General features: G+C 44.1%; 22 protein-coding genes. 17 read left to right on the top strand and 5 right to left on the bottom strand.

Annotated elements, in window-relative coordinates:
• Positions 1–88 precede the first annotated feature (88 nt).
• From R8389_RS03600 to R8389_RS07875, 6 genes are all read left to right on the top strand, one after another.
• The gene (locus R8389_RS03600; protein ID WP_317638116.1) at positions 89–748 is read left to right on the top strand and encodes a histidine phosphatase family protein; all 660 of its coding nucleotides are present in this window, start codon (positions 89–91) and stop codon (positions 746–748) included.
• Positions 745–1,380, top strand: coding sequence for a tetratricopeptide repeat protein (locus R8389_RS03605; protein WP_317638117.1), 636 nt, complete (start codon positions 745–747; stop codon positions 1,378–1,380). Before R8389_RS03600 ends, R8389_RS03605 begins: the two co-directional genes overlap by 4 nt.
• Complete coding sequence (recD2, locus tag R8389_RS03610; protein ID WP_317638118.1) at positions 1,373–3,721, top strand: SF1B family DNA helicase RecD2; 2,349 nt, start codon at positions 1,373–1,375, stop codon at positions 3,719–3,721. Before R8389_RS03605 ends, recD2 begins: the two co-directional genes overlap by 8 nt.
• An 11-nt stretch (positions 3,722–3,732) precedes the next feature.
• The gene (locus R8389_RS03615) at positions 3,733–4,116 is read left to right on the top strand and encodes a DUF1828 domain-containing protein (protein ID WP_317638119.1); all 384 of its coding nucleotides are present in this window, start codon (positions 3,733–3,735) and stop codon (positions 4,114–4,116) included.
• Between the two features lie 129 nt (positions 4,117–4,245).
• Positions 4,246–4,968, top strand: a complete 723-nt coding sequence (locus tag R8389_RS03620; RefSeq protein WP_317638120.1) for a hypothetical protein — start codon at positions 4,246–4,248, stop codon at positions 4,966–4,968.
• Between the two features lie 152 nt (positions 4,969–5,120).
• Positions 5,121–5,327: a nucleotidyltransferase domain-containing protein gene (locus tag R8389_RS07875; protein ID WP_425604662.1), complete on the top strand. Its 207-nt coding sequence runs from the start codon at positions 5,121–5,123 to the stop codon at positions 5,325–5,327.
• 1 nt (position 5,328) lies between these two features.
• Here the strand turns inward: R8389_RS07875 and R8389_RS03625 are convergent, their stop codons facing one another.
• The 4 genes from R8389_RS03625 to def all read right to left on the bottom strand — a co-directional run bounded on the left by R8389_RS03625 (position 5,329) and on the right by def (position 8,945).
• A complete protein-coding gene (locus R8389_RS03625; RefSeq protein ID WP_317638121.1) occupies positions 5,329–6,276 on the bottom strand; it encodes a diacylglycerol/lipid kinase family protein in 948 nt (315 codons plus the stop codon).
• Between the two features lie 43 nt (positions 6,277–6,319).
• Positions 6,320–7,999: a ribonuclease J1 gene (gene rnjA, locus R8389_RS03630; RefSeq protein WP_317638122.1), complete on the bottom strand. Its 1,680-nt coding sequence runs from the start codon at positions 7,997–7,999 to the stop codon at positions 6,320–6,322.
• Positions 8,000–8,230 (bottom strand): DNA-dependent RNA polymerase subunit epsilon, encoded by a 231-nt coding sequence (locus R8389_RS03635; protein WP_317638123.1) that lies wholly within the window; start codon positions 8,228–8,230, stop codon positions 8,000–8,002.
• A 160-nt stretch (positions 8,231–8,390) separates the two neighbouring features.
• Positions 8,391–8,945: a peptide deformylase gene (gene def, locus R8389_RS03640; protein WP_317638124.1), complete on the bottom strand. Its 555-nt coding sequence runs from the start codon at positions 8,943–8,945 to the stop codon at positions 8,391–8,393.
• A 252-nt stretch (positions 8,946–9,197) separates the two neighbouring features.
• Between def and typA the strand changes: the two genes are divergently transcribed.
• The 9 genes from typA (at position 9,198) to holA (ending at position 18,718) form a co-directional block, all read left to right on the top strand.
• Entirely contained in the window at positions 9,198–11,039 is a 1,842-nt protein-coding gene (typA, locus tag R8389_RS03645) for a translational GTPase TypA (protein ID WP_317638125.1), read from the top strand.
• A 93-nt stretch (positions 11,040–11,132) separates the two neighbouring features.
• A complete protein-coding gene (locus R8389_RS03650; RefSeq protein ID WP_317638126.1) occupies positions 11,133–12,314 on the top strand; it encodes an FtsW/RodA/SpoVE family cell cycle protein in 1,182 nt (393 codons plus the stop codon).
• Entirely contained in the window at positions 12,311–12,655 is a 345-nt protein-coding gene (locus R8389_RS03655; RefSeq protein ID WP_317638127.1) for a YlbG family protein, read from the top strand. Before R8389_RS03650 ends, R8389_RS03655 begins: the two co-directional genes overlap by 4 nt.
• The gene (gene rsmD, locus R8389_RS03660; protein ID WP_317638128.1) at positions 12,652–13,203 is read left to right on the top strand and encodes a 16S rRNA (guanine(966)-N(2))-methyltransferase RsmD; all 552 of its coding nucleotides are present in this window, start codon (positions 12,652–12,654) and stop codon (positions 13,201–13,203) included. Before R8389_RS03655 ends, rsmD begins: the two co-directional genes overlap by 4 nt.
• Positions 13,203–13,688: a pantetheine-phosphate adenylyltransferase gene (gene coaD, locus R8389_RS03665; protein ID WP_317638129.1), complete on the top strand. Its 486-nt coding sequence runs from the start codon at positions 13,203–13,205 to the stop codon at positions 13,686–13,688. The genes rsmD and coaD overlap by 1 nt, the downstream gene beginning before the upstream one ends.
• Positions 13,685–14,731, top strand: a complete 1,047-nt coding sequence (locus R8389_RS03670; RefSeq protein ID WP_317638130.1) for a SepM family pheromone-processing serine protease — start codon at positions 13,685–13,687, stop codon at positions 14,729–14,731. The genes coaD and R8389_RS03670 overlap by 4 nt, the downstream gene beginning before the upstream one ends.
• A 66-nt stretch (positions 14,732–14,797) precedes the next feature.
• Positions 14,798–15,478: a ComEA family DNA-binding protein gene (locus tag R8389_RS03675; RefSeq protein WP_317638131.1), complete on the top strand. Its 681-nt coding sequence runs from the start codon at positions 14,798–14,800 to the stop codon at positions 15,476–15,478.
• Entirely contained in the window at positions 15,447–17,735 is a 2,289-nt protein-coding gene (locus R8389_RS03680; protein ID WP_317638132.1) for a DNA internalization-related competence protein ComEC/Rec2, read from the top strand. Before R8389_RS03675 ends, R8389_RS03680 begins: the two co-directional genes overlap by 32 nt.
• Positions 17,732–18,718 carry a DNA polymerase III subunit delta gene (holA, locus tag R8389_RS03685; RefSeq protein WP_317638133.1) on the top strand — a complete coding sequence of 329 codons (987 nt, stop codon included), beginning with the start codon at positions 17,732–17,734 and terminating at the stop codon, positions 18,716–18,718. The genes R8389_RS03680 and holA overlap by 4 nt, the downstream gene beginning before the upstream one ends.
• Before the next feature lie 53 nt (positions 18,719–18,771).
• Here holA and rpsT read toward each other — a convergent pair whose 3' ends face one another.
• Positions 18,772–19,023, bottom strand: a complete 252-nt coding sequence (rpsT, locus tag R8389_RS03690) for a 30S ribosomal protein S20 (protein ID WP_317638134.1) — start codon at positions 19,021–19,023, stop codon at positions 18,772–18,774.
• A 200-nt stretch (positions 19,024–19,223) separates the two neighbouring features.
• On the opposite strand from rpsT, the gene rpsO reads away from it, so the two are divergent.
• Positions 19,224–19,493, top strand: coding sequence for a 30S ribosomal protein S15 (gene rpsO, locus R8389_RS03695; RefSeq protein ID WP_317638135.1), 270 nt, complete (start codon positions 19,224–19,226; stop codon positions 19,491–19,493).
• A gap of 161 nt (positions 19,494–19,654) precedes the next feature.
• Positions 19,655–21,436, top strand: a complete 1,782-nt coding sequence (locus tag R8389_RS03700) for a ribonuclease J (protein WP_317638136.1) — start codon at positions 19,655–19,657, stop codon at positions 21,434–21,436.
• Positions 21,437–21,439 lie beyond the last annotated feature (3 nt).

Raw genomic sequence — 21,439 nt, forward strand, 5'->3', positions numbered from 1 at the left:
GTTTAAGCGCCACTTAAGCAAGTTTTTCCTTTTGGCAGGATTAAATGATAAACTAGAAAGGAAATAATGGAAAAGGGCCAATTAATTAATGCAGATTTATTTTGTTAGACATGGTAAAACTGAATGGAACTTGGAACAGCGCTTCCAAGGTGCTCATGGTGACTCACCGCTTTTGCCGCAGAGTTGGGCAGATATCACTAAACTAGGCGGCTACTTAGCAAGGACAGAGTTCACGGCAATCTACACCAGTCCCTTAAGGCGCGCCTTTGACACGGCCCAGGGCTTAAAAGTAAGTCTGGGGACGCAGCTCCCCATTATTGCCGCAGCTAGCTTGCGTGAGTTTGATTTGGGCAGGATGGAAGGTCTCACGTTCGATGAAGCTTGTGTTGAATATCCCCAACAGGTGCATGACCTGTGGCAGGCGCCGGATGAGTATGATGGTCAGGCCATTGGCGGTGAGGACTACTCCGAAGTAATAGCGCGCGGTTGTAAGTTTGGCCGTGCAGTGGCCCAGCGCTATCCTGGCAGTGAAGATAAGGTTTTAGCAGTCAGCCATGGAGCGGCGCTTAGTGCCATCATGGGCGGCTTGCTGGCTTATCCACTTAAGGATATCAGGTGTAATGGTGGCCTCAGCAACACCAGTTTGACGATTCTGGAAACAAATGACCAAGGTGCAAGTTTTCGGTTAGTGATCTGGAATGAGACAAGTTTTTTGGACAGAAAAATGGAAGGAACGGATTCGCTATGAGTAATGAACAAAAAATGAAGCAAAACGCAGCTCAGGTGCACCGGCTGATTACAGAAATCGATGCGGATCCTCATAACACGGAGAACTATTTGAGACTGGCCACGCTTTTGGTGGAAGCGGGGAGTTTTGACCAGGCTAGGCAACTTTTGGAAAAGGCCCAAACTCTAGTTGAAAATCCTCAAGACTTGGACTATGATTTGGCGGTTTGTTACTACCTGCAGGGTGAATTTACTAAATCCTTGCAGCTGCTGGAACAAATCCCCAATGATGATCTGGTTCTTTACCAGAAGGCGCTGGTTTTTTTGAAAATTGGCCAGGCGCAGAAGGCTCTAGCTTACGCTCTGACCATTAAGAAAAGTGATGAACGGGTTAACGAGCTGCTGGGAGATATCTGGCTGGCCCTGGGGTCAGACCAAGCAGCAAAAGCCAGTTTTGAAGATATTGCACCGACCCAAAGAACCGCTAAGGTCAATTTCAGGTTAGGAATTGCGACCCTTGCCAGTGACCGTGACCAGGCTGAAAAATACCTGCACCGGGCGCAAAAACAGGATCCCCAATACTTTGGACAGGCCCAAAAGCAGTATGCCGCAATTTTGAAAATGATTAATCATACGGGTAAGGATAATGGTTGAGTTCACAGGACGGATTAATAGAGTTGTATTTGAGAACGACCAAGACTTATACAAAATTGTCGATGTAACAATTATTGGGACATTGGCTGACTATGATCGTGAAGAAATTAAAGTTACCGGTAGCTTTGGTGATCTTCAGGTTGGTGGCACCTATAATTTTACCGGCCAGTTGGTTGAGCATAATAAGTTTGGTCTACAGTTTCGCTGTGACAGCTACAAGCAGGCTTTGCCGCATGAGAAGGGTAGTTTAACAAAATATCTCAGTTCTAAGGAGTTTCCGGGAATTGGCCCCAAAGCTGCGGACAGTATTATTGCTACATTAGGTGTTGATGCACTAACTATTTTGAAGGAAAATCCGGCCAAAGTGGCGACCCTGCCGCTGACTAAGAAACAGAAGGACAGCCTACTCAATGGCGTAAATTCGATGGATTCATACTCAGAGATTGTTTTACGACTGGCTCAGTTTGGTTTGAATAGAAAAGTGGCGGGCCGATTGTACCAGCTGTACCGCGGTGAAACCTTAGCTGAATTACAAAAAGATCCTTATACTGCAATTGCCGATGTGACCGGCTACGCCTTTAAAAGTGCCGACCAAATTGGCACCAAATTGGGTTTTGTAGCTGCTGATCCGCGCCGTATCAATGGGGCAATCTTCCAGGTCTTACTGGATGAATTGACGCAGGCCGGCAATACTTTTATTAAATTGGCGCAATTATTGGCGGAGGCCGGAAAACTGCTCCAAATCAACGAGTTTGATCCGATTGCTAACTGTGTTAACCAGCTCCAGCATGATGGCAAGGTTGTGGTTGAAGGAGAAAATGCGGCTCTACAGAACATTTTTCAAACCGAAACTGACATTGCCTTGACGATGAAGAACCTGGTCAAGCGGCAGGCAGAGACCAGTTATAGTGACCAAGATATCCAGGCGGCTATTAGCAAGGCAGAAAAACAGTTGCAGATTGAGTATGATGATACCCAAAAGGTAGCAATTAAAAATGCCCTGAATAACCCTATCTCGATTTTGACGGGTGGTCCAGGTACTGGTAAAACCACCATTATCAATGGTATCTTGTTGGCGCTACGCGACCTGGAAAAGCTTCCCGCTGCAGCCTTATACAGCTCAGACCCACCATTTTTACTGGCTGCACCAACTGGTCGAGCAGCCAAAAGAATGGAAGAAATCACCGGTATCACAGCCAAGACCATTCATCGTCTATTGGGTCTAGGTCTGGGTGAAAGTGATTTTACTGAGCTGAATGAACTAAATGGGGAAATTTTGATCATTGATGAAATGTCGATGGTCGATATGGTTTTGTTCAAGCAATTGGTAGCCAGTATCAATGAAACTAACCACATCGTCTTTGTGGGTGACAAGGACCAATTACCCTCGGTTGGTCCCGGCAACGTCTTCAGTGACTTAATTACGGCTCAAGTATTCCCTACTACCGTACTCAGGCAAATTCACCGCCAGGGTGAGGATTCCAGTATTATCACCTTGGCTCATAGTATCAATGAGGGACAGGATCAAAGTGTTTTGTTCAAAAAAACGAGGAATTATTCCTTCATTTCGTGTCCGCCGCGTGAAGTTGATCATGTAGTTAGCCAAATTATTGAGCGGGCGCTCAAACGTGGTTTTGACCAGGATGATGTTCAGGTATTAGGGGCGATGTACCAAGGTGAGGGCGGTGTGACCAATTTAAATAATATTATTCAAGAGATTATGAATCCGCCTAAGCCCAACAGTAAATTCCTTGAGGTTCACGATGAAACTTTTCGAATTGGCGACCGGGTATTGCAATTGCAGAACAATCCCGAAAAAGATATCTATAACGGCCAAATTGGAAAGGTTTTGGCCATTGATGAAAAAGCTTCTAAGCGGTGTCTAACTGCTGACTTTGACGGACGTGAAATCACCTTTAGCAAGAAAGACTTGTTTGACTTGACGCGGGCCTATGCAATTACCATTCATAAGGCGCAGGGTTCCGAATTTCCGCTAGTAATTCTTAGTTTAACGATGCAAAATTACGTCATGCTCAAACGCAACTTGCTCTATACTGCTGTTACCCGTGCAGCTAACAACCTGGTTTTAGTTGGGGATCCGCGGGCTTACACGATGGCTTTGAATACCTCTGGTAATGATCGGCAAACGGGCCTGAGTGCTAAGTTACAAAAAGAACTAGGTGGGGCAATTGAGCCAAATGGCGATCGAGTTAAGGATGCTAAAATTGTTCAAGCAGAAACGAAAATCAAGCCAGCTGCGCAAGCGCATGTCCTCACTGCTGAAATGATCTATGCGGGCGAGATTGACCCGATGATTGGGATGCAGAATATTAAACTGTAGTAGGAGAAGTTATGACTAAAGAAATAACGGCTGAGCTAGTAGGAAAAGCATTGAATCAGTGGATGACCGCCAATACACATGTGCTTGAATTGGCGCCGGATACACTGGAAGTGGCGACGCTTGCTAGGGATGCAATGGGCGAAACAGTTTATTGTTTCGTCGAGGCCCGGGCAGACCACTATGAAGTCAGCGATGACGGGCGTTGCCTCTTTAAGCTAGACCCGAGCGCCAGTGATGAAGCTTTGTATCAGCTAGCGGCAGGGTTAGCAGGAGACGCTGGCTTTCACTTAAATGCGGCTAATGGCGTGCTTTCAGCAATGACTGAAGCCGCGGAACTGCTGCCCAAAATCGTTGCCCTGGCACAACTGCAAGTGGTAATTTCATTTTTACAGTAAAAAGACTTCCATGCTAGTCTTTTTTGAGACTGGATAAAATAAATTTATTAAATTTGTAAGATTATGCCCCTGTTAACAAATACATATGTTATACTGTAAAATATTTTAGAAGGAAAAAGGAGAATCTTTATGAAATTGAAGAAAAATATTATTGTTCTCGCAGTTGCCGGCGTAACTGCATTGTCACCTGTTATTACTGAATCAGCCATGGTATTGGCAGATACTCAAACCACACCAGCAGCTAACCAAAATGGTCAAGCAGCTAATAACGGTCAAACTGCTCAGGATGCTGCTAAACCTGCAACTGATCCAAGCAAGCCAGCAGATCCTGCTAAGCCTGCAACAGGTGCAAACCAGGCTAAAGACCCTGCTAAGACACCAGAAACGCCAGTAGTTCAACCAATTAATGAACCACTTGACCCAGGTTTTAATGGTCCTAAAGAGACGACTAAGGGTGTAATTAAAAAGACTAAGAAGTCTTGGTCAAAGCGCCACAAAAAAGCTAATAATTACTTCAACAAGACAGTAAAGAAGTCCTGGGGACTTTCTTTTGAGAAACAATTGAAGTTGGATAAGAAGGCTTTGAAGCACTTTAAGGGATACAAAGCAAAGTATGCTAAGCGTTATCGTTCATACCTTAATGCGCAAATTAAGAGTTTGAAGAAGAAGATCAAAGATGCTGAAGCTACCGCTAAGCAACCTACAACCCCTACAACTGACCCAAGTAAGCCAGCTACAGATCCTGCCAAGCCTGCAACTGACCCAAGTAAGCCAGCAGATCCTGCTAAGCCTGCAACGGATCCAAGTCAGCCAACAACGCCAACCCAACCTACAACTCCTGCAAAGCAATAATCAGGAATAGTAAAAATAACCTTTTACGAGAAATTGTAAGGGTTATTTAAAAAGGAAGACTCCGGTCTTCCTTTTTTGCATAGCTTTATTTTTTAGGTTAAACTACCAGCAAGATAATGATTTTTAAAATATTAGTGGGGCAAGTTTGAAATATGCTAGTAAATGATCTGAAAACGCACCACCTGATCACAAAGTTGAAAGAACAAACTACTGCAATTATTAAAGATAACCTGGTCGGACTCTATTTGCATGGGTCACTAGTTTTAGGTGGCTACAATCCGCAAGTAAGCGATATTGATTTTATTGTAGTCATAAATAAAACCCGTTCCTCCACGGGAACGGGTTTTATACCTGATTAATTTAGCGCAAAAGATCAAACTGGTCTACCACAAAATCAATATTGAAGTTGCCCCGCTTAATTTCTTCCCCATCGACTTGACCGAATTCTTGCTTGCTTGTTTTTACTGTAATCTGCTCGGCCTCAATGTAATGAAATTCAGGACACTCAAGGTGGGAACCGTCCTTGAGGAGCTTGATGAAAAGCTTAATTAAACTTTTAATTGTATATTTTTCAACAATCACTGTATTAATTTTATGGCTATCAATGCGCGCGGGTGGTAGCAAGGCAATACCGCCTCCCAAGTACGGATGATTAGTGGTGGTAACTAAAAAGGCATTTTGATAATATCTTTTCTTACCATCACATTCAACTTCAACGGTAAAGGTGTCTTGCTTGCGCAGACAAGTTAAGATGTGGGAACCGTAGATTAGTTTTCCCTCATTTATTCTGTTGAGCATCTTCTTTAATGTTGAAATATTACTAAGGTGGTTGACATAGGCATCAAATCCAATTCCAAAGCTATTAACAAAATAAAAAGTTTGCTTGCCAAATTCGGCTAGTTTGAATGAGCCGCAATCAATTGAACTAGGCTTCAAGTTGGCCTTGAGATGGTCAAGCAGGACTTGCGGATTGCTAGTCAAATGAGCGGCCCGACCAAAGTCATTACCCGTGCCAGCTGGCAGGTAGGCGCACGGCGTCTCCGGCTTATTTGACCGTTTAATACCGTTTAAAACTTCATTAAATGAACCATCACCACCGATTACTAGTAAGACTTCATTTTTGTGATGTTTTTGGTTACAGTAAGTTTCAGCCAGAATAATGGCTTCTCCAGGGTAGGTGCTTTTTTGAATATCAAAGTCAATATTTTCATTTACCAAGAGCAGTGCGGTTTGTTCTAGAACTTTTTTAGCCCGACCGTTACCGGCTGTTTCATTGACTAAAAGGTGGATGGTTAAATTGTTACTCATTTTGTTTATAATACTCACAGAAAAAGCCCGGCTGGGGCTTTATTTATTTCTTTTCGACTAACATGGGTAAAACCATTGGTCGCCGTTTAGTTTTTGAATACAAGAAATCGGATAGGTTTTCGGCGATGGATTTGCGAATAACGCTGTCTTTGGGGTTATCTGTCTTGTCCATCTCAGTTTTCAAAATGTGGTAGATGTGTTTTTGAGCTTGGCTAATCAGCTCGGTCGATTCACGCATATAGACAAAGCCACGACTCAAGACATCGGGACCAGCTAAAACGCGTTTATGCTTGTAGTCAACAGTTGCGACAATTACGACTAGACCATCTTCTGAAAGGACTTGCCGATCGTGGACCACTACGTTACCGACATCAGCTGTACCAGAAGTATCAACGTACACATCGTCAACTGGAATATGGCCCGCAATGCGTGATCCCTCGGGGCCAAAGCAAATTACTTCACCGTTTTCTAAGACAAAAGTGTGGTCGGCAGGGACGCCAGCGGCTTGAGCCAGTTGAGTATGAATGACCTGCATCCGGTACTCACCGTGGACTGGAATCATGTATTGCGGCTTAGTCAGTCTAACCATCATTTTTAGTTCTTCTTGACCACCATGTCCAGAGGTATGGACGTTATTGACCCGACCATGGATAACATTTGCTCCACCCTCCATCAACTTGTTGATGACATGGTTAACACTCAAGGTGTTGCCTGGAATCGGATTAGATGAAAAAATCACGGTATCATCTGGTTGTAGGCTGATTTGCCGGTGGGTTCCACTTGCAATGCGCGAGAGCGCAGCCAACGGTTCACCCTGAGATCCAGTACATAAAATCATTACCTGATCGGCTGGAGTGTGGTTGATCTCGTTGGCGTCAACAATCAGACCTTCGGGTACGTTGAGATAGCCTAGGTCAATCCCATTTTGGACCCCATTTTCCATGCTCCGGCCAAAGATTGCCACCTTTCTGCCAGTGTTAATTGCCGCCTGAATGGCTGTTGATACCCGGTATAGGTTAGAGGCAAAAGTGGCAAAGATGATGCGGCCATGAATACCAGTAATAATGTCATGGAGAGACTTGGCAACGAAGCGTTCGGACTTAGTGAACTGTGCGACTTCCGCATTAGTTGAATCCGATAAAAGCGCTAAGACGCCCTCTTCACCTAATTTAGCAATTCGCTGAAAGTCAGGTGCCGGCTGGTTCATAACTGGTGTCAGGTCAAACTTAAAGTCGCCCGTGAAGACTACCGCACCAAGTGGGGTGTGAACCGCAATACCTAATGTATCTGGAATTGAGTGGGTAGTTCTGAAGAAGGAAACCGTCAGTTTTTTAAACTTAAGGACCGTGTCTTCGTGTTCTTCATGTAATTCAGTGGTCCGTAAAATGCCATGTTCATCAAGTTTTCCTTTAATGAGCGCAAGGGCATATGGGGTCGCATAAACTGGAATTTCCGGAATCTTTTCAAGTAAGAAGGGAATGCCGCCGATATGGTCTTCGTGCCCGTGACTAACAACTAAAGCCTTGATTTTTTGGCGATTTTTGACCAGGTAGGAATAATCCGAAATGACATAATTGATGCCAAGCAGTTCATCTTCCGGAAATTTAATCCCGCAGTCCATAATAATAATTTCATCTTGGTACTGAACACAGTACATGTTGCGGCCGATTTCATGCAACCCCCCGATTGCAACAACGGCAACTTCATTATTTTTAATACGCACTTATTTTGCTTCTTTACTAGTAAAAGACGTCAATTTAAAATCGGCGTGGTCTTGTTCATATTTTAGGGAATTTCCAGCTAATTCTTGGATGAGTTCGATATTGTAGGGGGTGTTCTGTTCAACCAAGGTTCTAGCGGTAACAATACTTTCGGCCTCTATGTAGAGAGTTTGAGTTGTCTCTCGGCGAGGATTGACAATTCTGTCTTTTTGATACAAAACTTTGTAGATCATATTTGTATTCTCCTTATTCAGTTATAAAAACGTTCTTTTTGGATCGCCGCAGGCGTCCAACAGTTAAAAATAATTCTACCATAATTGTTATTTCAAGTATAGAAACAAGTCAGCTAGTCCGACGAAAAAAAGCCGACCCTAAGGTGGCTAATTGGGGAAGTTAATAGATAACCACGGCATCTTCATCCAGCTTGAATGGATCTTGCTGGTTAATTCGATCATAGAAGAGGTGGCCGCGCAAGTGCTCGATTTCGTGTGAAGCTACAATTGCAGGATAATCTTTCAAACGAATGGTTTTTTCGACACCGTCGATTGTGTAATAGTGGATTTTCAACTTATCCGGACGCATAACATAACCATCGATCACCTTGTCAACACTCAGGCAGCCTTCGCCCTCGCTCAGGCAAGCTTGACGCACCGACTCGGATAAGATTTCTGGATTAACAAAGGTGTCTTGGAAGACAATTTCACCTTCATTGTTAGGCACCAAAAGAGCTGCCATTTGCACGCTCTCGCCGACTTGCGGAGCAGCTAGGCCCACACCAGCTCGTAGTTGGTGTTTTTTAGCTATTTCAGGGTCTTGGGAGTTAATCAGGTACTCCATCATCTCAGTCGCCAGTTTTTGGTAGTGGTCGCTCAGTGGAAAGGACAGCGGCTGGGCTACTTTGCGCAGGACGGGATTGCCGTCGCGCGTAATATCTTTCATTAAAATCAATTACATTCACTCTTTCAATAAAAATTGTTCTCTTTATTTTAACCATAAGTTGGTAAATTGTCTGCTATTTATTCCATTAACTAAATTTTTAATTTGAAGCAAGGATAACCATTGACCCGTATGTGGTTATGGTGGTAAAATCAATGAGCGTAAATATACAGATAAGATACACTTCGATTAGCATGTTTTACATGCCGCCGAAACTGTGACAGCGTCACAGTTTTTTTATTGAGGAGTGGAGGAGGAAAACTTTTGTCAGAAAAAAGAAGAGACGATATTAGGAATATAGCTATCATAGCGCACGTTGACCATGGTAAAACGACCTTGGTTAACCAATTATTGAAGCAATCTGACACTTTGCCTGAACACATGTCAATCGAAGACCGGGCAATGGACTCAAATGACATTGAGCGTGAGCGTGGTATTACTATTTTATCCAAGAATACGGCGGTGAAGTATGGCGATACGACCATCAACATCTTGGATACCCCTGGACATGCCGACTTCGGTGGTGAGGTTGAACGAATCATGCACATGGTTGATGGGGCGCTCTTGCTGGTTGATGCCTATGAAGGTACGATGCCGCAAACTCGTTTCGTCTTGAAAAAGGCGCTAGAGGCCGGTGTTAAACCAATTGTGGTGATTAATAAGATTGACCGTCCGGGTGCCCGTCCTAAGGAAGTCCTTGACGAAGTGCTGGAGTTATTCATTGAGCTTGGTGCCAATGATGAACAACTCGACTTTCCAGTAGTTTATACTTCTGCTTTGAATGGAACTTCTTCTTACGATGCAGATCCAAGCAAGCAAACAGAAACGATGGATCCAATTTTTGACACAATCATTAAAGCAATTCCGGCGCCAATTGATAACGTTGACGAACCGCTCCAATTCCAAATCACCATGCTCGATTGGGATGACTATGTTGGTCGTATCGGAGTTGGACGTGTATACCGCGGCCAGGTTAAAGTTGGTGACAACATTACGGTGATGAAGCGTGATGGTTCTTCGCAAAACTTCCGGGTGACCAAGCTCTTTGGGTTCTTTGGCTTGAAGCGTAATGAGATTACTGAAGCTAAGGCCGGTGATATTATTGCAATTAGCGGAATTAACGATATTTTTGTTGGTGAAACGATCGCCTCGGCTGAAGCTCCAGAAGCATTGCCATTTTTAAAGATTGATCCACCAACCTTGCAAATGGACTTTGCGGCTAATGACTCACCTTTTGCGGGACGTGAGGGAGATAAGGTAACACCTAAGAAACTGGAAGACCGGCTGATTAGACAGACCAGAACCGATGTTTCTTTGAAAGTTGAAGCGACTGATCAGTTGAATTCATGGACAGTTTCTGGACGTGGGGAACTCCACTTATCGATTCTAGTTGAAGAGTTACGCCGTGAAGGCTTTGAAATGCAATTATCGCGGCCTAAGGTTATCTATCGTGAAATTGATGGTCAAATGTGTGAACCGTATGAAGCGGTTCAGGTTGATACTCCTGATGAGTATGTTGGTTCTGTAATCGATGCACTGTCGCAGCGTAAGGGTGAGATGAAGAACATGGCGTCAACGGGTAATAACCAAACACGGTTGGACTTCCTCGTACCATCTCGTGGCTTAATTGGTTACAATAATGAGTTTATGTCCCAAACGGGTGGTTACGGCATTATGAACCACAGCTTCGACTCATACAAGTCGGTGGTTAAGAACTGGGAGCCAGGTCGTCAAAACGGGGCTTTAGTTGCGATTAGCCAGGGTAAGTCGACTACTTACTCACTGCAGACAGTTGAGCAACGCGGCGAGCTGTTTATTGGGGCAGGTGTTGAAGTATACGAGGGCATGATTGTTGGTCAGTCTTCTCGTGACCGAGACATCGCCGTAAACGTGATTAAAGGGAAGAACTTGACTAACACGCGGGCAGCTGGTAAGGACCATGCCGCCGCAATTAGGACCCCCAAGACTTTGACTTTAGAAGAAGCAATTGAGTTCTTAAATGATGATGAATTTTGTGAAGTAACTCCTGAGTCTGTTCGCTTGCGCAAGAAGATTTTGAATACTTCAGAACGGCAAAAAGCTGACAAAAAACGTAACCGGCAATAAGTAATATAATTAAAAATGGCACTCACTGATGAAGTGAGGCCTTTTTTGTTTTATAATAGGTAATATGTATACTCAAAAGGGAGAGGGCTACCTGTGCGACAAAAATTACACTATCTGAATTATAAGATTTTGGTACCATACCTACTATTGGTTGTCTTAGGGATCATCATGGTTTATTCGGCTAGCTCCGACATTCTGCTCGTCAATGGCTTTAAGCCGTCGGCTTATGGCGTGCGCCAGGCCTATTACGCCGTGTTTGCTCTACTAGTTGCACTTACGGTCTTTGCTTTGCGGCTGGCCGTTTTTAAAAATACCAAGTTTGTTGCCTGGTTCTTAGGGGTTAGCATGTTATTGCTACTCTACCTCATTGTTTTAAAAATTTTCAAGGGTTCTGCTGCTGCGGTTAACGGTGCGGTTGGTTGGATTGACCTGAAAGTGATTAAAATTCAGCCGTTGGAAATTGCCAAGCTTGCACTAGTTATTTATCTTGCTTACTTTTTAGACCGGCATGATGCTTCCCTAAGTCGGGGCAACAATATCATTAATAAGCTTTCGCGCCCAGCTGTTTTGGCAATCGTCATGATGCTGTTAGTGATAGTCGAGCCCGATTTTGGTGGTACAGCCATTCTCGGCATGATCGTGGTAGTCATGTTTGCGGTCTCTGGTATTCCGGCTAGAAAAGCCTTGTTCTGTCTGATTAGTATGGGCTTAATCGTTTTTTTAGTGGTTGTGCTAATTATTAAGTGGAACCCAGATTTTTTGCAAAAGAACTACCAATTCCAGCGATTGATGTCCTTTATGCACCCTTTCGAGTTAGAGCGGAAGGGAGGGGCGCAACTGGTTAACTCCTATTACGCTATTCACAATGGCGGTTTGTTTGGTGTTGGCCTTGGTAACAGTATGCAGAAGCGAGGATACTTACCTGAACCGTACACCGACTTCATTTTAGCGGTAATTGCTGAAGAACTGGGGGTAATTGGCGCAATTGTGGTTGTCGGACTGTTGTTTTACTTGATCTGGAGCATCATGGAAGTTGGCGTTCATGCTAGTTCACAGTTTAATGCCTTACTTTGTTTTGGCGTGACGACCATTATTTTTACAGAAGCGTTATTCAATATCGGTGCAGTCTTGGGACTGTTGCCGATTACGGGAGTTACTTTGCCCTTCATCTCATATGGTGGGTCATCCCTAATTGTTTTATCTGCGTCTGTCGGTCTGGTTCTGAATGTTTCAGCAAACGAAAGAATAAAGAAAGAAGAGGAGGTTCTGGAATGAGTATCAACCAAGATTTAGTGGATACCACATTGACTAAACGGCAGGGTGTGGTTGTCTACCTCAATTCGGTTAGCAACCAATACAAATTACGTCGTTACGGTGACATTGTTTACTTTTCAAAGAAAATGGGTTACTGCATTTTGTATGTTGACCAAGAGGAGCTAGATCAGGTTATTGAGCAACTAAACCGGCTTAATTTTGTTGATCAGGCTGAAAAAGCGGTCAGTGATGAGGTAGATTTGTCAAGTAGCCACATTGAGGAACAGATTACGACCCTGGCCCAGGAAGCTGAACAAAAATTGCAGGGTAGCCAGGAAAAGAACACGGACCACATCGCATGAGAATTATTGCAGGAAAGTATGCCAAGCGTAACTTGTTCACTTTAAAGAGCCAGAAGACCAGACCAACCAGTGACAAGGTCAAGGAATCCCTGTTTAATAGCTTGGGACAGTTCTTCAGTGGCGGGCAGGTACTCGACTTATACGGTGGTAGTGGAGCTCTAGCCATTGAGGCGGTCTCACGCGGTTATGACCATGCCATGATTGTTGATATCAACTATCAGGCCATCACAATCATTCGCAAGAATGTGGCTTTAACCAAGGAGGAAGGCCGGTTCGATGTCCTTAAGCTGTCAAGCCAGGCGGCCTTAAAGAAGTTTGACCACAGTGAAATGAAGTTTGATTTGGTCTTTTTGGATCCGCCTTATGCCAAGCAGCGGATTGCTGCAGACATGAAAGCAATGCTTGATCGAAGACTATTAAACCAAGGGGCAATAATTGTTGCAGAAACCGATGAAGCAACTGCTTTAGGTGAAGTAGAAGGCTTTGTTAAGTTTGGTGACCACCACTTGGGCAAGACAATTATTCGTTTTTATCGAAAGGAAAGTTGATGAACACAGCATTATTCCCAGGTTCTTTTGACCCGATTACTAAGGGACACGTTGAAGTTGTTCGCCAAGCAGCTAGAATTTTTGACAAAGTGATTGTAGCCGTCATGACCAATACGGCTAAAAGCTATTTGTTTACAGTTGAAGAGCGGATGCAATTTGTTCAGGATGCCCTGCGTGAGCTACCTAAAGTTGAGGTGGTTAAGCGACCTGACGAATTGACTATTCAAACAGCACGTGATCTGCAAGCAACAGCAATTGTGCGCGGCGTGCGTAATGATCAGGATTTTTTATACGAGCAACAAATTGCTGCGATGAATAAAGAACTTGCCCCGGAAGTTGAGACGGTTCTGCTCTTTACGCGCCCCCAAGACAGTTTCGTTGCCTCAAGCGTAATCAAAGAAGTGGCACATTTTGGCGGCGAGGTAAGTTCTTTTCTGCCAGCTATGGCGGCTGCGGCAGTGAAGGAAAAGTTGGGTAACCGATGAAAAGTGCAAAACAAGACAACAAAAGTCATAGGCTTGCCCGTAATTGGCTGTTGGCAATTGGGGCTATTATCCTGCTGGCAATTGGAATGAGTTGGCCGACCGATTATTATATTGACACACCAGGTGATGCTGTTCCCATTAGTCAATTTGTTAAAAGTAAGGACCGGGTACCTAATAATTTTTATTTGGTAACAGTTAGTGAAACCAGTCAACCGGCCTCAGTTGCAGAATTACTACAGAGTTATACCGACCAATATGCTACGCGTATTCACAAGTCCCAGCTATTGGGAACAACGACCAACCGGCAATATCAGGAATTACAAAAGTGGTATATGGAAACTAGCCAACAAAATGCTATTTACTATGCTGCTAAAAAAGCAGGCATAAAGGCTAAGTTGAGTTATGAAGGCGTCTATGTCATGGATGTGCAAAAAAGCTCAAGCTTTCGCGGCAAGCTCCGAATGGGAGATACGGTCTTAGGAGCGGATGGTCATAAATTTCATTCTACTAAAGAAATGACCACCTATTTCCGGCAGAAGTCGCTTAATGACAAGCTGAAGATCGATGTCTTGCGCGGCAGCAAGAAGTTGACAATTGCCGGAAAAGCCGTCAAGGTGGACGGAACTGGCAAACCTGGAATTGGTATTCAGCTAGTGGAACGAGTAAAGGTAACTACGCATCCGGAACTAAAAATTGATGCTGAAGATATTGGCGGCCCATCTGCTGGTCTAATGTTCACGTTGACCAGCTATCAGGTCTTTACTAAGCAGAACCTGGCTAAGGGACACAAGGTAGCCGGTACGGGAACCATCTCAGCAGACGGTAAGGTGGGTGCTATTGGCGGTGTCGATAAGAAAGTAGTAGCTGCTGATGAGGCAGGAGCAGAAGTCTTTTTTGCCCCAACTGATACGGCGGAGCTAAAAAAGCAGGGTAGTAACTACGTTGTGGCCAAGCAAACTGCCAAGCAGATTGGTAGCAAGATGAAGGTTGTCCCGGTCAGAAGCTTTGAAGATGCACTCAATTACTTACGCAATACCTATTAAATAAAACAGGAAAAGCCCAGAAAAATTTCTGGGCTTTTTACGTATCTAATAGTGAGGTGATATTGAATGGATTGGGAAAAAATCAAACAATCGGCAATCGACCACAAGCGTTACCTGGTGCTGGGAATAGTGCTGCTGGGCCTCTTTTTTTGGTTCAAGCACGATCGCGACCAGGATAAGGGTACAGTCAGCGAGTTCACAGCGAACTCGCAAGAACGTCCTGCAAAAAAAGCATCTTCCGATCAAGAAAATAAGTCTGACCAGGCAGAAAGTAAGACGCAGGAAGTAACCTGTGATATTTCAGGTGCCGTTAAACACCAGGGGGTTTACACGTTGAAAAATGGGGCGCGTTTGCAGGAGCTCCTTGAGGCAGCGGGTGGACCAGCAGCTAATGCTCGGTTAAAAGAGGTCAATCGTGCGCTGGTGCTCAAAGATCAGGACAAGATTCATATTCCTTATCGGGGGGAGCGGATCAAGGCGACGGAGATTGTTACTTCAGTAGGCGGTAGTGGTGGAGAAACGGCAGCAACAGCTGAATCTGGTGGTCAAACTGCTGGTAAGATCAACCTTAACACGGCTAGTGCGCAAGACTTACAAAAACTAAGCGGAATCGGTGAAAAAAAGGCGGCGCAAATTATCGCCTACCGGCAAAAGAATGGTCACTTTAAAAAAATCACTGATTTAAAGCAAGTTTCAGGAATTGGGGACAAGACCTTTGCGGCCCTTAAAGACCAACTGGAAGTCTGATATATTTCAGCCAGGTTTTTGCTTAATCCTCGCTTTGCTCTTGGCTGATTTGAGTCTGTTTGCCTATAAATGCACAAGCTGGGGGCAGCGGCTGCTGTGCCTGGGGTTCGGTTTATACTTGTTAATACTTTGTCTGCGTAAGTATGCCAACTTGAAATGGCTGGTGGGGCTTTTTTTGCTACTTGCCCTGCTGGTGGGCCAGCTGCAACACCGCCGCACTAACTTCGTCATTAATCCCACTACAACCATTATGCTCTATCCTGACCAGGTCAAAGTTGATGGCGACTGGTTGTCTGGTGTGGGCCAAGTTAAAGACGGTAAGATACTGGTTTCAGCCACTGTAACCAAAAAGCAAAAGCAACAAATCAACCAAGGCCACTTGCTAGTATTGACCGCTTTGGAGGGAGAAGTGGAACCGATTGCGCCCGCGACTAACTACGGCCAATTTAATTCCCAGCAGTATTATGCTAGTAAAAATATTTGGCAGCAGGTAAAGCTAAAAACTTGCCAGATGAGAATTCGAGCCGGCGGAATAGCAGACCACGTACACCACTGGCGCTTTGCGCTACAGTCTTATTTTAGCCAAATGCCTAAAATTTTAGGCTTTTTCAGCAGTGAATTATTTTTAGGCGAAAGTTTGACGCGTGACAGTCAGGTGATTTTGGATAATTACCGCAATCTGGGGGTTATTCACATTCTTAGCATTTCGGGCCTGCATGTTGGCATTTATACCTTGGTAATCAGTATTATCTGTTCTTACTTGAAATTAACCGAAGAAGAAGCCTTCGGCTGTTGTCTGGTGGTCCTCATCCTGGGTATCCTGCTGAGTAACGGCCAGGCGGGTTTTATTCGGGCTAGTTTGACTTATTTTTTAGGAAAAGTATTTAAGTTTAAGGGAGTCCGGCTGGCTCACTTTGACTTGCTAGGCCTGGCTTGCTTGCTCCACTTGGCTTTAAATCCACGTTTGCTATTGGGTCTTGGTGCCTTGTTAAGTTATGTCTTGGCCCTGGGCCTAGAATTAACCAGTCAAATGACAAGCTTTAAGCGGTCGCTGGCTTTGAATTTTTTATTAACGCCGCTCTTGCTCTTATATTTTTTTCAATTTAATGTTTTAACCATCTTTTTTAACTTGTTAGTAGTGCCCTATTTTAATTGGGTAGTCATGCCAGTGACAGTTATCAATTTAGTTGTTTTTGCAACTATCCCAAATGTTGCATTATTTTTTGAAGATGTTTTGGTGATAAGTGAAGGATTAATTGGCAAACTTTCGGCAACCCGCCTAGGTCTATTAACTTTTGGAAAAATCAATTGGTGGCAGTGTCTGCTTTTGCTTGCGCTAACCGCAATTTGGCTGCTTTTGGTTAATGATCAAGGGCTGACTAAGCGGCTGCGTCAGCGCTTGATGAAAGTTATCTTATTCATGTATGTAATTTTCTTTGCTCTGATACATTTTCCTTTGACTGGGCAAGTTACTTTCATTGATGTCGGGCAAGGCGATAGCATCTTGGTAACGACGCCGTTTCCGCGGCGGGTCTACCTGATTGATGTGGGCGGTCGCTTGAATTTTGGTAAGCGTAAGATTACTCCGCAGGTTAACCAGATCACCGTCCCCCTGCTTAAAGCCCAGGGCATAAGTAAGATTGATGGCATCTTTGTTTCACACCAGGATGCTGACCATGTCGGCGATTTGGGGCCGCTACTAGAGCAGGTCAAGGTGGGAAAATTGTATATGGCAGCTGGCTTAATTAATAATCCGTCATTTCGTAAACGGATTGCCGGCAAAGTTAGGAATAACCAGCTAGTCCAGTTGCTAGCTGGTAAGCAGGTAATTGAGCCACAGGTGCACTTTAACGTGGTCTATCCCTTAAAGCCGGGCCGCGGCGAAAATGAAGACTCATTGTCACTAATGTTTAAACTGGCCAACAAAACCTGGCTGTTCACTGGTGATTTGGGGCAAGCCGGTGAACAGGAGATCATGACCAAGTATGGCTTGGCTGTGAATTACTTTAAGCTGGGCCACCATGGTAGCCGGACGGCGTCGAATCCTGACTTCTTGCAAAATTTGCAGCCCGACTTAGTTTTTATCTCCGCTGGGCGTAACAACCGGTTCGGTCATCCGCACCCAGAAACATTGGCAACTTTGCAGAGCTACCACATTCCGTGGGTTTCAACCCAGGATTGTGGTATGATAACTTGGACTTATGGTCCACTAATGCGACCGCAATTTAACTATTTTTTGCCGGTGATAAAAAAATGACGCTACTTTCTTTATTTAAAAATACTAACAGCAATAATTCCCATACTTTGATTACGGGGGACGATGACTTTCTAAATGATTATCTAGCCCGATCTTATACCCGTGAAAAAACCTTTGCGAAGTTGGACCACGTGACGGTCGATTGTGAGAGTGATGGGCTGGCTGAATTAATTGCTGACCTAACAGAGTCAAGCCTGTTCAGCGATCAAAAGGTTATCACAGTCAAGCATCCGTTTTTTTTGACCGCCCGGGTAGCCCAAAAATATCAGCAGCAGCTGGCTCAACTGGAACGTATTTTGGCTAATAGTGATCGCTTGGAAGACATTATTGTGCTCGTAGCTTCAGATGAAAAGATCGACCGGCGGAAGAAGTTGACTAAAACAGTTTTGCGGCAGTTTAATGTGGTTGATACGCACGTTAAGCCCTATGAAGTAGAGAAGGTGACTAGGCAGCTAATTGCGGCTGAGGGTTATCAACTCCCCGGTCCGGCCCTGCAATTATTACTAGAGCGCAGTGACCATATTCTAGATACCGTGCTGAGCAACTTGCAGAAATTAAAGATGCTTGCGGTTGATGGACAAATTTCGGTGGAGGCGGTAAAGCGAAACGTTGACTTGTCCATGGCTCAAAATGTCTTTGCAATCTTGGAAGCAGCACTTAAGCATAACTACCAAGAGGCCGTGGAGCGGTTGGAAAATCAGCTGCAAGAAGGCAGTAATCCAGCGCAATTACTAGCTGTTTTTGAAAATCAGCTGGAATTGATTTTGGTAGTCAAAATCCTGCAAGCGCGGGGCAGAAGTGAAGGCCAAATCACTAAGGAGCTAGGCGTTCACCCATACCGGGTAAAGTTAAGTCTGCAAAATGGCCTTTCCGTGGCAAAGTTAGCGACTTTGCTAGAACAAGCTATCAAGCTGGACTTTGGCTATAAAAGCGGCCAATATCGCGACAGCAACTTTTTACAATTATTTGTTTTAAGCGTCTAAAAAAGGCAAGAATGAAATCATTCTTGCCTTTTTTACTTGATTTGTTAGTCAAATTATTTTGCTAATTTAGCTAAACGGCTTTTGTCACGGCTAGCCTTGTTTTTGTGGATAAGACCTTTAGAAGCAGCCTTGTCCAGTGCGCGGGCAGCAGCAACATGTAATTCGGAGGCGTCTTCGGCACCAGCAGCTTGAGCCGTCTTGAACTTCTTAATCGTCGTTCTTAACTGGTTCATTTGAGCAGCATTGCGCTTTCTAGCAGCATCTTGAGTTTTGACACGTTTAATCGCTGATTTGATTTGTGGCATAAAATTCACCTCCAATTGATATAAATTCACTTAATAGATTATACTGAAGAATAATATCAGATGCAAGGTAATTTGCACTTGCTTTTTAAAAAAATAATCTGTATCATACTATTGTTGTGAACCGTTAACGCTGTTTGTCCGCTCACACCTGACGGTTAACGTTGTTAACGGCAATTATTTAAGTGAAAGGTGAATAGAATATGGCTATTTCAAAAGCTGAAAAAGATGAAATCATCAAAAAGTATGCAACTCACGAGGGTGATACTGGTTCAACCGAAGTTCAAGTTGCAATTTTGACTACGGATATTAACAATTTAACTGAGCACATGCGGAATCATTCACATGACCACCACTCATACGTTGGTTTGTTAAAGAAGATCGGTCACCGTCGTAACTTACTGCGCTACTTGCAGGATAATGACATTAATCGTTACCGTGACTTAATTAAAAAATTAGGCCTGCGCCGGTAGTTACAGCTTCAATATTGCAAAAGTCAGTTCGAATTATGAACTGGCTTTTTGTTTTTCTCATTATTGCTTTTTATGCTAGAATGGAAGCAGATACTTTTGACGTTGTGATCGTACTGATCCATAAAATAATAACTGAATAGCAAGATAGAAAAGGAAAAATAATGACTGATCAAGTTAAAATAATGATTTTGAGTGGTGTTCGGGAACAAGGAAAAGATATGTTCGCCGTTCAAGTTAATGACGAAATTTTTGTGCTTGATGCCGGGCTTAAATACCCTGATAGCACCTTGTTTGGCATCGATTTGGTAATTCCCGACCTTGAATTTTACGAGGAATATGGCGATCAGGTTGTTGGCATCTTTTTGACGCACGGGCATGCAGACTCTATTGGTGCGTTGCCTTATATATTACGCCAGTATGATATCCCGGTTTTTGGTTCGCAGTTGACGGTTGAGCTAGCTAAAATTACCGTGAAGCGGGAGAACAAAAAAATAAAAAATAGTTTATTCCATGTGATTGATGCGGACACCGAAATTGAATTTAAGCATGCGGACATTTCTTTCTTTCAGACGACACATTCAATCCCTGATTCTTTAGGTATCGATGTTCATACTCCTGCAGGCGAAGTGGTTTATACTGGTGACTTTAAGTTTGACCCGTCTGCTGCACCAAAGTACCGCACTGATTTGGATCGGTTAGCCGAAATTTCACAAAAAAAGGTGTTGGCGTTACTAAGTGACTCTTCCAACGCCGAAGCCGTTTTGCCCAATGTTGCTGAGCAGGAAATTGGTGACTATGTTACCAACGTTTTTCGTAATGCTGCGGGCCGCGTAATTGTCGCAGCCAAGGCGTCGAACTTAATGAGAATTCAGGAAGTACTGAATGCTGCTCATCATACGGGCAGAAGAGTGCTACTGACGGGCCGGGATGTTGCTAAAATTGTTCGTACCGCAATGGACCTCGGCTACTTGCAAGTACCTAAAGGATTGTTGTTGCGGGTTAAGGACTTAAAAGAGACGCCTGACCACAAGACAGTTATTTTAGAAACGGGCCAGATGGGTGAGCCGCTGAATTCCCTACAAAAAATGGCCAAGAAGAGCCACAGTATGATTACGATCCACGAGGGTGACTTGGTCTTCATTGCGACCACGCCATCACATTCGGTCGAAACGATGGTTGCTCAGACTAGTGATCTAGTATACAGTGCTGGCGGTACGGTAATTGAATTAGGCCGGGCCAAGAACACTAGTGGTCATGCCACCGGCCGTGACTTACAGCTGCTAATTGATATTTTGAAACCGCAGTTTTTGATTCCCGTAATTGGGGAGTACCGGCTGCTTGAAGTTCACCGTGATCTGGCCATCAGGGCCGGCCTTAAAAAAGAAAATATTTTTATTACCAAGAATGGTGATTGCCTTAATTATGATTTCCAGCAAAAGCAGTTTTACTTGACTGCCCCTGTTCCGGGAGAGGATATCATGATTGATGGCTCTGGCATTGGGGACGTTGGCAATATCGTTTTACGCGATCGAGAAGTTCTTTCAGACGATGGTATTTTTATTGCTGTTGTCACAATTGATCGGCGCAAGAAAAAAATCATTGCCCAGCCCCAAGTTACTAGCCGCGGGTTTGTGTACATCAAGGCCAACCGGCAGTTGATGGCTGACAGTATTGAACTCATCAAGAATACGATTAAGAACAACTTTGAACATAAAAAGTTTGATTGGACGGAAATTAAACAAGACGTGCGCAATGACTTGGAACGGTTTTTGTATCGCAAAACCAACCGACGCCCAGTTGTCTTACCAGTCGTAATGGAAGTAAACCAAAATCGGCACCGGGCGATGCAAAATCGCAACACTAAAAATGCTAGTGGAAACGACAGCGATCGCCGCGCAGTAGACGTCAACAAGGCCGGTCAACGGATTGTTAAGAAAGACTAGCTA

Origin of the sequence: Lactobacillus xylocopicola, assembly GCF_033096005.1 — a bacterium.
Classification (GTDB): domain Bacteria; phylum Bacillota; class Bacilli; order Lactobacillales; family Lactobacillaceae; genus Lactobacillus; species Lactobacillus xylocopicola.

What these genes read in the sequence shown, in the direction of transcription:
- coaD (WP_317638129.1), top strand. Translation starts at nt 13,203, where the DNA reads ATGAACACAGCATTATTCCCAGGTTCTTTTGACCCGATTACTAAGGGA.
- R8389_RS03675 (WP_317638131.1), top strand. Translation starts at nt 14,798, where the DNA reads ATGGATTGGGAAAAAATCAAACAATCGGCAATCGACCACAAGCGTTAC.
- rpsT (WP_317638134.1), bottom strand. Translation starts at nt 19,023, where the DNA reads ATGCCACAAATCAAATCAGCGATTAAACGTGTCAAAACTCAAGATGCT.
- R8389_RS03600 (WP_317638116.1), top strand. Translation starts at nt 89, where the DNA reads ATGCAGATTTATTTTGTTAGACATGGTAAAACTGAATGGAACTTGGAA.
- R8389_RS03700 (WP_317638136.1), top strand. Translation starts at nt 19,655, where the DNA reads ATGACTGATCAAGTTAAAATAATGATTTTGAGTGGTGTTCGGGAACAA.
- rsmD (WP_317638128.1), top strand. Translation starts at nt 12,652, where the DNA reads ATGAGAATTATTGCAGGAAAGTATGCCAAGCGTAACTTGTTCACTTTA.
- R8389_RS03635 (WP_317638123.1), bottom strand. Translation starts at nt 8,230, where the DNA reads ATGATCTACAAAGTTTTGTATCAAAAAGACAGAATTGTCAATCCTCGC.
- R8389_RS03655 (WP_317638127.1), top strand. Translation starts at nt 12,311, where the DNA reads ATGAGTATCAACCAAGATTTAGTGGATACCACATTGACTAAACGGCAG.
- R8389_RS03625 (WP_317638121.1), bottom strand. Translation starts at nt 6,276, where the DNA reads ATGAGTAACAATTTAACCATCCACCTTTTAGTCAATGAAACAGCCGGT.
- R8389_RS07875 (WP_425604662.1), top strand. Translation starts at nt 5,121, where the DNA reads ATGCTAGTAAATGATCTGAAAACGCACCACCTGATCACAAAGTTGAAA.
- holA (WP_317638133.1), top strand. Translation starts at nt 17,732, where the DNA reads ATGACGCTACTTTCTTTATTTAAAAATACTAACAGCAATAATTCCCAT.
- R8389_RS03605 (WP_317638117.1), top strand. Translation starts at nt 745, where the DNA reads ATGAGTAATGAACAAAAAATGAAGCAAAACGCAGCTCAGGTGCACCGG.
- R8389_RS03670 (WP_317638130.1), top strand. Translation starts at nt 13,685, where the DNA reads ATGAAAAGTGCAAAACAAGACAACAAAAGTCATAGGCTTGCCCGTAAT.
- recD2 (WP_317638118.1), top strand. Translation starts at nt 1,373, where the DNA reads ATGGTTGAGTTCACAGGACGGATTAATAGAGTTGTATTTGAGAACGAC.
- R8389_RS03620 (WP_317638120.1), top strand. Translation starts at nt 4,246, where the DNA reads ATGAAATTGAAGAAAAATATTATTGTTCTCGCAGTTGCCGGCGTAACT.
- rpsO (WP_317638135.1), top strand. Translation starts at nt 19,224, where the DNA reads ATGGCTATTTCAAAAGCTGAAAAAGATGAAATCATCAAAAAGTATGCA.
- R8389_RS03615 (WP_317638119.1), top strand. Translation starts at nt 3,733, where the DNA reads ATGACTAAAGAAATAACGGCTGAGCTAGTAGGAAAAGCATTGAATCAG.